General features: G+C 72.3%; 8 protein-coding genes. 3 read left to right on the forward strand and 5 right to left on the reverse strand.

The window, feature by feature from the left end; translation table 11 throughout:
* Positions 1-252: 252 nt before the first annotated feature.
* Both ACGFYU_RS35450 and ACGFYU_RS35455 read right to left on the reverse strand, forming a co-directional pair.
* The gene (locus ACGFYU_RS35450) at positions 253-1104 is read right to left on the reverse strand and encodes a hypothetical protein (RefSeq protein WP_393831426.1); all 852 of its coding nucleotides are present in this window, start codon (positions 1102-1104) and stop codon (positions 253-255) included.
* Between the two features lie 124 nt (positions 1105-1228).
* Positions 1229-2755 (reverse strand): MFS transporter, encoded by a 1527-nt coding sequence (locus ACGFYU_RS35455; RefSeq protein WP_393831462.1) that lies wholly within the window; start codon positions 2753-2755, stop codon positions 1229-1231.
* A 751-nt stretch (positions 2756-3506) separates the two neighbouring features.
* Here ACGFYU_RS35455 and ACGFYU_RS35460 point away from each other — a divergent pair.
* Both ACGFYU_RS35460 and ACGFYU_RS35465 read left to right on the forward strand, forming a co-directional pair.
* Positions 3507-4295, forward strand: a complete 789-nt coding sequence (locus ACGFYU_RS35460) for an ABC transporter ATP-binding protein (protein WP_393831427.1) — start codon at positions 3507-3509, stop codon at positions 4293-4295.
* Entirely contained in the window at positions 4292-6883 is a 2592-nt protein-coding gene (locus ACGFYU_RS35465; protein WP_393831428.1) for an ABC transporter permease, read from the forward strand. Before ACGFYU_RS35460 ends, ACGFYU_RS35465 begins: the two co-directional genes overlap by 4 nt.
* A 100-nt stretch (positions 6884-6983) precedes the next feature.
* Here the strand turns inward: ACGFYU_RS35465 and ACGFYU_RS35470 are convergent, their stop codons facing one another.
* From ACGFYU_RS35470 to ACGFYU_RS35480, 3 genes are read right to left on the reverse strand one after another with little or no spacing between them, the layout of a single operon-like run.
* A complete protein-coding gene (locus ACGFYU_RS35470; RefSeq protein ID WP_393831429.1) occupies positions 6984-8393 on the reverse strand; it encodes a DUF2079 domain-containing protein in 1410 nt (469 codons plus the stop codon).
* A 56-nt stretch (positions 8394-8449) separates the two neighbouring features.
* The gene (locus ACGFYU_RS35475) at positions 8450-8824 is read right to left on the reverse strand and encodes a type II toxin-antitoxin system VapC family toxin (protein ID WP_393831430.1); all 375 of its coding nucleotides are present in this window, start codon (positions 8822-8824) and stop codon (positions 8450-8452) included.
* Positions 8821-9090 (reverse strand): type II toxin-antitoxin system Phd/YefM family antitoxin, encoded by a 270-nt coding sequence (locus ACGFYU_RS35480; RefSeq protein WP_393831431.1) that lies wholly within the window; start codon positions 9088-9090, stop codon positions 8821-8823. Before ACGFYU_RS35480 ends, ACGFYU_RS35475 begins: the two co-directional genes overlap by 4 nt.
* 201 nt (positions 9091-9291) lie before the next feature.
* On the opposite strand from ACGFYU_RS35480, the gene mfd reads away from it, so the two are divergent.
* Complete coding sequence (gene mfd / locus ACGFYU_RS35485) at positions 9292-12828, forward strand: transcription-repair coupling factor (RefSeq protein WP_393831432.1); 3537 nt, start codon at positions 9292-9294, stop codon at positions 12826-12828.
* Positions 12829-12898: the final 70 nt, after the last annotated feature.

Raw genomic sequence — 12898 nt, forward strand, 5'->3', positions numbered from 1 at the left:
GGCCCCGGCCTCACGAACCCCCGCCAGGGGACCGGCCGAGCCCCCGGCCGGGGAACCGGCCCCGGCCCCACGAAGCCCCCGCCAAGGGACCGGCCCCGACCACCGCGAAGCCCCCGCCAAGGGACCGGCCAAGTCCCGGGCAAGGCACCCGACCCGGCCCCGCCATGCCCCCGCCGAGGGACCGGCGCGGCCCCCGCCAAGGGGCCGGCCGAGCCCCAGGTCGGCCCCGGCCACCGCCGAGCCGCGGCACGGTTACTGCGTCGACGGGTTCCGGGCGGCCGGGATCGACGGGGTAGGGGATTCGTAGCGGAACGGGTCGCTGCGGAGGCCGCGGGAGGTGACCACCACCGTGAACGGGGGGTGGGTGGAGGAGGGGAGGGGGGCCGTCAGGGTGGCCGTGGTGGGGTCCGGGGTGGCCGGGAGGGGGGTGTCGTCGACCGTGAGGCGGGGGTCGGTGAAGCCGCCGCCCTCGACCGTGAGGAGGCCCTCGGAGACGGTGACCCGGGTGATCACCGGGTTCGCCCGGGAAGCCAGCTTGTTCAGGAGATACGCGCCAGCCGGAGCCCCCGTCAGGGCCCAGACCTCGGAGGGCAGCCGCGGCAGCCCCGCACCCACGTCCGCGAGGAAGAACAGCGCCACGTACAGCATCGTGACCCCGCTCAGCGCGACGTACTGGACGTCGACCAGGTCCGTCCGCCCGCCGTCGTTCGCGATGAGCTCCCTCAGGGGCCGCCGCCCCGAGGCGGTCGGTTTCGCGGCCGGCTTGGCCAGGGTGCCGTTCTCCACCCGCATGCCGACGACCGTCTTCGCCCCGATCAGGGCCGCGTACGGCCCCCCGAGCAGCGGCAGGTACACCGTCGTCAGCGTGGACAGCGGGCCGTCGGAGCCCTGGAAGTAGGGGACTCCGCCGCCCGCGGTGAGCCCGTAGGCGAGGATCGTGAGCAGCAGCCAGACCAGGATCACTGTCCAGGCCAGGGCCAGCGTCGTGGAGGTGGACAGCCGGCCGTCGCGGCCGGTCACGAACCCCGGGTGGCGGCGCAGCCGCAGGCCGATGGGCCCGGCCAGTGCGGCCAGTAAGGCCAGTGCGAAGAGTGCGGAAGCCATGTCGGTCGTCCCCCCGGATTGCGTCCTGCTGGCGGTCCTCGGTTCTCGGTCCTCGGTCCGCGGTCCTGGACAGACACTTACCCATTGGCCTGGGGCATGACAACTCGGCGAGGCCTTCCGCCCGTTACTCCTCGCGCTGCTCCGGCAGTACCGGGAACCTCCGCGGCGCCACCAGCAGCAGGATCAGCAGCGAGGCCACGGCCGCGCCCGTCGCGCCGAGGAAGATGTGGTCCACGGCGGCGGCCACGGCCTCGCGCAGGTAGTTGGCGGCGGCCTGCGGGAGCAGCCCCGGCTGGTCCAGGGCCTTCGATACGTCGTCCAGCTTGTCCGGGAGTCCGGGCATGGGGGCGTCCACCAGGCGGGCGGCGATGGTGGCGTTGGCGACGGCCCCGAGCAGCGCCGCGCCCACGCTCTGGCCGACCTGGCGGGAGAACAGCACCGAGGCCGTCGCCGTTCCGCGTTCGGCCCAGCCCACGGTGGACTGGACCCCGACGACCAGCGGGAGCTGGAAGATGCCGAGGGCGCCGCCCAGCAGCAGCATGATCAGCGGGGGCTGCCAGGGCCGGGCGGGGTAGGGGAGCAGGGTGAAGGAGAAGAGGATCACCGCGGCCAGGGCAATGCCGAGGGCGGCGGTGTTGCGGAAGCCGATGCGGCGGTAGACGTGCTGGCTGAAGGCGGCCGTGATGGGCCAGCTCAGGGTCATCACGGACATGACCAGCCCGGCGCTGATGGGCCCGAGGCCGAGCACGGACTGGGCATACGTCGGCATGAACACCATCGGGGCGACCATCAGCAGGCCGAGCGCGCCCATGGCGAGGTTGACGGCGGCGATGGTGCGCCGGCGCCAGACCCAGCCGGGCAGAATCGGTTCTTCGGCTCGGCGCTCGACCCGGACCACCACCGCGGCCAGCACCGCGCTCGCGCCCAGCAGCCCCAGCGAGGGGGCGGACAGCCAGGGCCAGGCGACCCCGCCCTGCACGAGCGCGAAGAGCAGCAGCCCGCCACAGGCGAAGATGCCGAGGGCTCCCGCCCAGTCGACCGGGCCGCGGCGCCCGGGGGACCGTACGGGCTCGGTCAGGTGACGGGCGATCATCCACAGGGCCAGGGCGGCCAGGGGCAGGTCGATCAGGAAGATCCAGCGCCAGTGCGCGTAGGAGGCGAGCAGCCCGCCGAGCGCGGGGCCGGCCACGGCCGAGGTGGCCCAGACGGTGGACATCCGGGCCTGGATCTTCGGGCGGTCCTTGAGGGGGTAGAGGTCGCCGGCCAGGGTCTGGACCGTGCCCTGGAGGGCGCCGCCGCCCAGGCCCTGGACGATGCGGAAGGCGATGAGGGCGGCCATGTTCCAGGCGAGCGCGCAGAGCAGCGAGCCGACGAGGAAGAGGCCGATGCCGAAGAGGAGGACGGGCTTGCGGCCGAAGGTGTCGGACAGCTTGCCGTAGACGGGGAGGGTGACGGTGACGGCGAGGAGGTAGCCGGAGAAGAGCCAGGAGAAGACGGAGAAGCCGCCGAGGTCGCCGACGATCTGGGGGACGGCGGTGGAGACGATGGTGCTGTCGAGCGCGACGAGCGCCATGCCGAGCATGAGCGAAGCCACGACGGCAGCCGCCGGCCGCCCATGCCCCGCCGCCGTCGCGCCGCCGCCATGGGCCACACCGGCTCCCGCACCGGCTTCGGCCGCGCCCGTACGTGCACCGGCCCCGCTCGCGCCCGCACCCGCACCGGCCGCGGGGCCCGTATCGGCCTCGGCCGTACCGGCCCTGCCCTTCGCGGCACCGGCACGGGCACTGGCACCGGCCGCGGCACCGGCACCGGCACGGGCACTGGCACCGGCCGCGGCACCGGCGCCGGCCGCGGCGCCGGCACCGACCGTGCCGATGACGGTGGCATCGGCCCCCGCGGCCCGGCTGCTGGGGCGCTGACCCAGACCCCGCGCCTCAAACGCCGGCGGGGTCGGTTCCGCCCGGCCGTTGGAGTCGTTGGCCGGAACACGGCTGCCCGACGGGCCGTCCGCACGGGCGCCCGGTATGCCGTCCGGGCTTTCGGCCGTGCTCTCCTCTGAGCCCACGAAGATTCCTTCCCCCTGCACGCACCTGCGGGGAACACCTTCTCACCACGCCTGTATCCCGCGGTATCCCCCACGGCACCTCCCCCGAAGGGTGGAGAACCCCTAGGGGTCTCTCACCACAACGGGCCAGGGGTCTTTCGTCCCGGCGGATGAGGCCGAGGGACCGTCCGCGTCTTTAACTGGTTCACATGGGCCGGGGGTGAGAAGCGGCCCAGGGGGGTGGGGAAAACCCCCGGACGGATACGGCGACGGGCACCAGCGCGCCCGGCCCCGTCCCGCACCAGACTTCACGACGGCGACGCACGCCACCGCAGCAGCAGGAGAAGGAGAAAACACCGTGACAACGGCTGTGACCGAAACCAGGCACGGGGGTACTGGAGGGCATGAAGCCGTCGCGGCCCGGGCACGCAAGGTCGTCAAGGCCTACGGCTCCGGGGAGACGCGCGTCGTCGCCCTCGACCAGGTGGACGTCGACATCATGCGCGGCCAGTTCACCGCGATCATGGGCCCCTCCGGCTCCGGCAAGTCCACGCTGATGCACTGCCTCGCCGGTCTCGACACGGTGACCAGCGGGCAGATCCACCTGGACGACACCGAGATCACCGGGCTGAAGGACAAGAAGCTCACGCAGCTGCGCCGCGACCGGATCGGCTTCATCTTCCAGGCCTTCAACCTGCTGCCCACGCTGAACGCCCTGGAGAACATCACGCTCCCCATGGACATCGCGGGCCGCAAGCCCGACGCGGAGTGGCTGAACCGGGTCGTGGAGACCGTCGGTCTCGCCGGTCGCCTCAAGCACCGCCCGACCGAGCTGTCCGGCGGCCAGCAGCAGCGCGTGGCCGTCGCCCGCGCGCTCGCCGCCCGCCCGCAGATCATCTTCGGCGACGAGCCGACCGGAAACCTGGACTCCCGGGCCGGCGCCGAGGTCCTCGGCTTCCTGCGCCGCTCCGTCGACGAGCTCGGCCAGACCATCGTCATGGTCACCCACGACCCGGTCGCCGCCTCCTACGCGGACCGCGTCATCTTCCTCGCCGACGGCCGCATCGTCGACGAGATGTACGGGCCCACCGCGGACCAGGTCCTCGACCGGATGAAGGACTTCGACGCGCGCGGGCGGACCTCATGAGCACCGTCATCAAGACCTCGCGGCGCAACTTCGTCGCGCACAAGGGGCGGATGGCGCTCTCCGCCATCGCGGTCCTGCTGTCGGTGGCCTTCGTCTGCGGCACCCTGGTCTTCACCGACACCATGAACGCCACCTTCGACAAGCTCTTCGCCACCACCGGAGCGGACGTCACGGTCTCCGCGAAGCCCGCCGGAGCCGGCGACGACGACGTCGAGAACCCGCGCAACGCCCGGCCCGCGACCATTCCCGGCGACGCCGTCCAGAAGGTCGCGGCTGTGCAGGGCGTCCAGTCCGCCCAGGGCAGCGTCATCTCGCTGTCCGTCACGGTCGTGGGCGCCGAGAACAAGAACGTCGGCCCCACCTCCGGCGCCCCGACGATCGCCGCGAGCTGGAACGACAACGAGCTCAAGTCGATGGCCGTCAGCTCCGGCCACGAGCCGCGCGGTCCCACCGAGGTGATGGTCGACGGCGACACGGCGAAGAAGCACAAGCTGAAGATCGGCGACGAGCTGCGCACCATCGCCGTCACCGGCGACTTCCGCGCCAAGATCTCCGGCATCGCCACCTTCAAGGTGACCAACCCGGGCGCCACCGTCGTCTACTTCGACACGGCCACCGCCCAGCGCGAGCTGCTCGGCGCGCCCGGCATGTTCACCAACATCAACGTCACCGCCAAGGACGGCGTCAGCGACGAGCAGCTCAAGGGCAGCATCGCCGACGCCGTCGGCGCCGACACCTACAAGCTCCAGACCGCCAAGGAATCCGCGGACCAGGGCCGCAAGGACGTCGGCTCCTTCCTCGACGTCATGAAGTACGCGATGCTCGGCTTCGCCCTCATCGCCTTCCTCGTCGGCATCTTCCTGATCTTCAACACGTTCGCGATGCTGGTCACCCAGCGCACGCGCGAGATCGGCCTGATGCGCGCCATCGGCGCCGACAGCGGCCAGGTCCTCAATTCCGTCGTCCTGGAGGCCTTCCTCCTGGGTCTCGTCGGTTCGGTCGGGGGCGTCGGCGTGGGTGTGGGGCTGGCCGTCGGGCTGATGAAGCTCATGGGCCAGATGGGCATGAACCTGTCCACCGACGACCTCACCGTCGCCTGGACCACCCCGGTCGTCGGCATCCTCCTCGGCGTCGTCGTCACCGTCGTCGCCGCCTTCATCCCGGCCCGCCGGGCCGGCAGGGTCTCCCCGATGGCCGCCCTGCGCGAGTCGGGCACCCCGGGCGACAAGAAGGCCGGCGTGGTCCGCGCCGTCCTCGGCCTGGTCCTCACCGCCATCGGCGGCGCGGGGCTCTACCTGGCCTCGGCCGCCGACAAGGCCGGGCCCGGATCGCTCTGGCTGGGCCTGGGCGTCGTCTTCACCCTCATCGGCTTCATCGTGATCGGCCCGCTGCTCGCCGCGGGCGTGGTGCGCGTGCTCTCCGGCATCGTCCTGCGGCCCTTCGGGTCCGTCGGCCGGCTCGCCGAGCGCAACGCCCTGCGCAACCCGCGCCGTACCGGCGCCACCGCCGCCGCCCTGATGATCGGCCTCGCGCTGGTCGCCTGCCTGTCGGTGGTGGGCTCCTCGATGGTGGCCTCCGCCACCGAAGAGCTCGACAAGTCGGTCGGCGCGGACTTCATCGTCAACTCCCAGACCGGGCAGCCGGTCATGCCGCAGGCCGAGCAGGCGATGCGCGCCGTCAAGGGCCTCGACCACGTCACCGCCTACCGGGAGGTCGACGCCAAGGTCACCGCGCCCGACGGCACCACCGAGGAAGTGGGCCTCGGCGCCACCGATCCCACGTACGCCAAGGACATCCGGCGCAAGATGGTCGCCGGTGAGCACGCGGCGGCGTACGGGACGAACGCGATGTCGGTGGGCTCGGAGTACGCCACCAAGCACGGCATCAAGCTCGGCGACGAGCTGACGGTCGCCTTCACCGGCGGCAACACCGTCAAGCTGAAGGTCGCGGCGATCACCAGCGACGAGGGCAACCTCGACAAGACGATGAAGTACATCAGCACCGCCGTCGCCGAGGCGAACGTCCCGGCGGACCGGCTGCCGCGCCCCTTCATGCTGCTGGCCAGCGCGAAGGACGGGCAGGACGAGGACGCCGCGTACGCGGCGGTCAAGACGGGGCTGGCGGAGTACCCGCAGTACGTGGTCCGCAACCAGGCCGACTACAAGCAGTCCCTGAAGGACCAGGTCGGCCAGCTCCTGAACATCGTCTACGGGCTCCTCGCCCTCGCCATCATCGTCGCGGTCCTGGGTGTCGTGAACACCCTGGCCCTGTCGGTGGTGGAGCGGACCCGGGAGATCGGCCTGATGCGCGCCATCGGCCTCTCCCGCCGCCAGCTGCGCCGCATGATCCGCCTGGAGTCGGTGGTCATCGCCCTCTTCGGCGCCCTGCTCGGCCTCGGGCTGGGCATGGGCTGGGGGGCCACCGCACAGCAGCTGCTCGCGCTCCAGGGCCTGAAGGTGCTGGAGATCCCGTGGCCGACGATCCTCGGGGTGTTCGCGGGCTCGGCCCTGGTGGGCCTGTTCGCCGCGCTGATCCCGGCCTTCCGGGCGGGGCGGATGAACGTCCTGAACGCGATCGCGAGCGAGTAGGAGCACCGCCCCGGCCGCACGGGGGAGGCGCTGGTCCGGGACCCACGGGGGAGGTTCCGGACCGGCGCCCTTTCACGCGCGCCGCGTCAGGTCCGCCGTATCACGTGCGCCGCAGCAGGACGACGCCCTCGGCCTCGCCCACCAGGGTGAACCGCTCGCCGGGGTGCAGCTGGCGGGCGTAGACGGTCGGGTCCTCGCCGGCCCACTTGGAGCCGTTGTCGAGGGTGATCCAGTCGGGGACCACGCCCTTGGCCCCGCCGATCCACAGCACGCGGCAGCGGGAGGTCAGCCGGGTCAGCGGGACGGTGTCGGCCTCCACGGTGGCCCCGTCGGGGATCCGGTCGAGGAGCTGTTCGATGGCGGTGGCGCGGGCCGGCTTCTCGTACGTACGGGCTTCCACGAGCTTGGCCGTCGGCATGGCGGTCGCGCTCAGGGCGAGGGCGGCGGCCAGGACGGCGGTGGGCATGTGGAGGGCGTAGGCGCGCAGCCGCGGCCGGTCGCTGCGCCGGACGGTGTCGATGGCGTCGACGAGGGCGAGGGCCACGACGGGCATGAGTACGGCGCTGTAGTGCCAGTCGGTGGACCAGTAGTGGTCGTCGCCGGACAGGAACCGCCAGCCGAGGGTGGGGGCGGCGACCAGCAGCAGCGGCGAGCGCAGGGCGAGCAGCCCGGAGGTGGGCAGCAGCACCCAGGTCAGGGTGGTGAGCTTGGTGCCGAGGCCGTCGAGGGGGGTGCCCGCGCCGTCGAGCTTGTCCCAGTAGCCGTAGCCCTCGGTGGCGAAGGCCGGGACGAACACGGTGAAGACGAGGACGGCGAAGACGGCGGCCCCGGCGGCCGCGCCGAGGGCGGTCCAGGCGGCCCGCCGGTCGGAGGTCCTGGCCCGCCAGGCCACGACGACGGCCAGGGCGGCGAGCGTGAAGCCGAGGTCCTCCTTGACGAGGACCAGCGGCAGCCCCCACAGCAGGGCGGCGCGCCAGCGGCGGGCGAGGACCGCCTCCAGGGCGAAGGCGATCAGGGGGACGGCGAAGGCGATCTCGTGGAAGTCGAACTCCACGGCCCGCTGGATGCCCCAGGACAGCCCGTACGCGACCCCGACGGCGATCCCGCGGGGCCGGCCGAGGAAGCGTCCGGCCGCCCGGGTGACGGGGACGGCGGCGAGCGCGAACAGGGCGGCCTGGACGACCAGCAGCGTGACGGGGCCGGGGAAGATCCGGTAGACGGGCGCGGCGAGCGCGATGATCGGGCTGAAGTGGTCCCCGAGGATGTTGGCCCCGGGCCCCTTCAGATCGGCGACGGGCGCCTGCAGGTGCGCGTACGCGCGGATCGCCTGCTCGAAGATCCCCAGGTCCCAGGAGGCCCACTCCATCCGCCGGAACCGCCCGACGGACAGCACGAGGTAGACGAGGAACAGTCCGCCGGCCACGATCCACGGCCCGGCCCACCGGCCCCTGCCGGCCGTCACGGCAGCCGTGCCCGCGGGGTTGGGGCGGGCTATCGCATCGCTCGTCACGGACTCGTGCTCCCTCGGCCGGTGGCGTCTCTCCGGCGGGGGGCGACGCGGCGAGCTCAGACGGTCAGTACGTCGACATCGTAGAGCGGGATGAACTTGTCGCGCGTGATGAGGGTCAGCCCCTCGGACTGGGCCTGGGCGACCAGTATCCGGTCGAAGGGGTCCCTGTGGTGGAGGGGGAGCTGACCGGCCCGGATGCCGTGCAGGGCGGTGATCGGCAGCGGCCTGAGCTGACAGTCCCTGGCCCGTTCCGGCAGGTCTTCCGGGCCGTCCAGCTTGCCGAGGGTCTGCTTGACGGCCAGTTCCCAGGGGGTGACGGCACTGACGTAGGCGAGTCGCTCGGTGTCGAGCAGGTCCTTGACCTCGTCCGACAGCTGCGGCGAGTCCATCAGCCACCACACGATGACGTGGGTGTCGGCCAGGAGCTTCACTCGGCCGCCTCCGTGTGGGGCAGCAGGCCGAAGGCTTCGGCGAAGCCGGGGTCGTCGGACATGTCGTCGAAGTCCTCGCGGAAGACCACGGGCTCCCTGACGGAGCCGCGTGTCGTCCGGAGCACCTTCCCCGCGAGCGGGATCACCTTGGCGACCGGTTCGCCGGCCTTGCTGATGATCACCTCCTCGCCGGTGGCGACCGCCTCCAGGATCTTGGAGAAGTTCGTCTTCGCCTCGTGGACGTTGTACTGCCGGGCCGCTTCCATGGGGCTCTCCAGGGCAGAGGTGGACTAACCGCTGGACCAAGCGTAATCAGATCGGCCCAACCCGCGCCAGCTCCGTCACCCTCACGGGGGACCGGAATCGCCCGCGCGTGGGAGCGGGGCGCGTCGTAGGGTGGGAACCCCCGGCCCGTGCGACGTGTCGGGTCCTTCGCGTTGCCCCTTCACCGGATGGAAAGCCTCCCCATGAGCCTGCACGGACTGCTCGACGCCGTCACCCGGGATCCCGCCCTCGCCGAGGCGGTCACCGCGGCCGGGGACGGCAACCGGATGCACGTGGACCTCGTCGGCCCCGCCGCCGCGCGGCCCTTCGTGATCGCCGCGCTCGCCCGGCAGACCGAGCGGACCGTGCTCGCGGTGACCGCGACCGGGCGCGAGGCCGAGGACCTGGCCGAGGCGCTGCGGTCGCTGCTGCCCTCGCCCGACGAGGTGGTGGACTACCCGTCGTGGGAGACGCTCCCGCACGAGCGGCTGAGCCCGCGCAGCGACACCGTCGGCCGGCGGATCGCCGTGCTGCGCCGCCTCGCGCACCCGAGCAAGGACGATCCCGCCGCCGGCCCCGTCTCGGTGGTCGTCGCGCCGATCCGGTCCGTGCTCCAGCCGCAGGTCAAGGGGCTCGGGGACCTGGTTCCCGTCGGCCTGCGGCAGGGGCAGAGCGCCGACCTCGGCGAGGTGACCGAGGCGCTGGCCGCCGCCGCGTACGCGCGCGTCGAGCTCGTCGAGAAGCGCGGGGAGTTCGCCGTGCGCGGCGGCATCCTCGACGTGTTCCCGCCCACCGAGGAACACCCGCTGCGCATCGAGTTCTGGGGCGACGAGGTCGAGGAGATCCGTTACTTCAAGGTCGCCGACCAGCGGTCGCTGGAGGTCGCCGAGCACGGTCTGTGGGCCCCGCCCTGCCGCGAGCTGCTGCTGACCGACGAGGTGCGGGAGCGGGCCGCGGTCCTTGCCGAGGCCCACCCGGAGCTCGGCGAGCTGCTGAACAAGATCGCCGAGGGGATCGCCGTCGAGGGCATGGAGTCCCTGGCCCCGGTCCTGGTCGACGACATGGAGCTGCTGGTCGACGTCCTGCCCGCCGGGTCGATGGCCGTCGTGTGCGACCCCGAGCGGGTCCGGACCCGGGCCGCCGACCTGGTGGCCACCTCCCAGGAGTTCCTCATGGCCTCCTGGGCGGCCACGGCCGGCGGCGGCGAGGCCCCGATCGACGTCGGCGCGGCCTCGCTGCGCGGGATCGCGGACGTCCGCGACCGAGCCCGCGAGCTGGACATGATGTGGTGGTCCGTCTCCCCCTTCGCCGCCGACGAGACGGCCGCCGGCGGGGACACGTTGAAGCTCGGCATGCACGCCCCCGAGGCGTACCGCGGCGACACCGCCCGCGCGCTCGCCGACACCAAGGCCTGGATCGCCGACGGCTGGCACACCGTCTACCTCACCGAGGGCCACGGCCCGGCCGCCCGTACCGTCGAGGTCCTCGCCGGCGAGGGCATCGCGGCCCGGCTGGAGTCGGACCTGCGCGCCCTGGAGCCGAGCCTCGTGCACGTCGCGTGCGGCTCGATCGACAACGGCTTCGTCGACCCGGCCCTGAAGGTCGCGGTCCTGACCGAGACCGACCTCACCGGCCAGCGCACCGCCACCAAGGACCTCGGCCGGATGCCGACCCGCCGCCGCAAGACGATCGACCCGCTGACCCTGGAGGCCGGCGACTACATCGTCCACGAACAGCACGGCGTCGGCCGCTACATCGAGATGGTGCAGCGCACCGTCCAGGGCGCGACCCGCGAGTACCTCCTCGTCGAGTACGCCGCCGCCAAGCGCGGCCAGCCCGGCGACCGCCTCTACATCCCCACCGACCAGCTGGAGCAGGTCACCAAGTACGTGGGCGGCGAGGCCCCGACCCTGCACCGGCTCGGCGGCGCCGACTGGACCAAGACCAAGGCGCGCGCGAAGAAGGCGGTCAAGGAGATCGCCGCCGACCTCATCAAGCTCTACAGCGCCCGCATGGCGGCCCCCGGCCACGTCTTCGGCCCGGACACCCCCTGGCAGCGCGAGCTGGAGGACGCCTTCCCGTACGCGGAGACGCCCGACCAGCTCACCACGATCGCCGAGGTCAAGGAGGACATGGAGAAGTCCGTCCCCATGGACCGACTGATCTGCGGCGACGTCGGCTACGGCAAGACCGAGATCGCCGTCCGCGCGGCCTTCAAGGCGGTCCAGGACGGCAAGCAGGTCGCCGTCCTCGTACCGACGACCCTCCTCGTGCAGCAGCACTTCGGCACCTTCTCCGAGCGCTACAGCCAGTTCCCCGTCAAGGTGAAGGCGCTGTCCCGCTTCCAGAGCGACAGCGAGTCCAAGGCCACCCTGGAGGGCCTGGGGGAGGGCTCGGTGGACGTGGTCATCGGCACGCACCGGCTGTTCTCGCAGGAGACGAAGTTCAAGGACCTGGGCCTGGTCATCGTCGACGAGGAGCAGCGGTTCGGCGTCGAGCACAAGGAGCAGCTGAAGAAGCTGCGCGCCAACGTGGACGTGCTGACGATGTCCGCGACCCCGATCCCGCGCACCCTGGAGATGGCGGTGACCGGCATCCGCGAGATGTCGACGATCACCACCCCGCCGGAGGAGCGGCACCCGGTCCTGACCTTCGTCGGCCCGTACGAGGAGAAGCAGATCGGCGCGGCCATCCGCCGCGAACTGCTGCGCGAGGGCCAGTGCTTCTACATCCACAACCGGGTCGAGTCCATCGACCGGGCGGCCGCCAAGCTGCGTGAGATCGTGCCCGAGGCGCGGATCGCGACGGCGCACGGGCAGATGTCCGAACAGGCCCTGGAGCAGGTCGTGGTGGACTTCTGGGAGAAGAAGTTCGACGTGCTCGTCTCGACGACGATCGTCGAGTCCGGCATCGACATCTCCAACGCCAACACCCTCATCGTCGAGCGCGGCGACAACTTCGGCCTCTCGCAGCTCCACCAGCTGCGCGGGCGCGTGGGCCGCGGCCGCGAGCGCGGGTACGCGTACTTCCTGTACCCGCCGGAGAAGCCGCTGACGGAGACCGCGCACGAGCGGCTCGCGACGATCGCCCAGCACACCGAGATGGGCGCGGGCATGTACGTGGCGATGAAGGACCTGGAGATCCGCGGCGCGGGCAACCTGCTCGGCGGCGAGCAGTCCGGCCACATCGCGGGCGTCGGCTTCGACCTGTACATCCGGATGGTCGGCGAGGCGGTGGCCGACTACCGGGCCGCCGTCGAGGGCGGGGTGGAGGAGGAGCCGCCGCTGGAGGTGAAGATCGAGCTGCCGGTCGACGCGCACGTCCCGCACGACTACGCGCCCGGCGAGCGGCTGCGCCTCCAGGCCTACCGGTCCATCGCCTCCGCCAATTCCGAGGCGGACGTGAAGGCCGTACGGGAGGAGCTCACCGACCGCTACGGCAAGCTGCCCGAGCCGGTGGAGAACCTGCTGCTGGTGGCCGGGCTGCGGATGCTCGCCCGCGCGTGCGGGGTCGCCGACATCACTCTCCAGGGCCCCAACATCCGCTTCGGGCCGGTGGAGTTGCGCGAATCGCAGGAGCTGCGCCTGAAGCGGCTCTACCCGGGGGCCGTGCTCAAGCCCGCCACCTCGCAGGTGCTGATCCCGCGTCCGAAGACGGGGAAGATCGGTGGGAAGCCGCTGGTCGGGCGGGAACTGCTGGCCTGGACCGGGGAGTTCCTCGCGACGATCCTCAGCTCGTGACGCTCACGCGGCCGTAGCGCGCGGGCCCGTGGATACGCGTGCGGCCGGGGACCCCGTGGGGTCCCCGGCC

Source organism: Streptomyces sp. NPDC048337, assembly GCF_043201175.1.
Classification (GTDB): domain Bacteria; phylum Actinomycetota; class Actinomycetes; order Streptomycetales; family Streptomycetaceae; genus Streptomyces.

Excerpts from the sequence above, each read along its gene's own strand:
- mfd (WP_393831432.1), top strand. The coding sequence starts at position 9,292 with ATGAGCCTGCACGGACTGCTCGACGCCGTCACCCGGGATCCCGCCCTC.
- ACGFYU_RS35480 (WP_393831431.1), bottom strand. The coding sequence starts at position 9,090 with ATGGAAGCGGCCCGGCAGTACAACGTCCACGAGGCGAAGACGAACTTC.
- ACGFYU_RS35450 (WP_393831426.1), bottom strand. The coding sequence starts at position 1,104 with ATGGCTTCCGCACTCTTCGCACTGGCCTTACTGGCCGCACTGGCCGGG.
- ACGFYU_RS35465 (WP_393831428.1), top strand. The coding sequence starts at position 4,292 with ATGAGCACCGTCATCAAGACCTCGCGGCGCAACTTCGTCGCGCACAAG.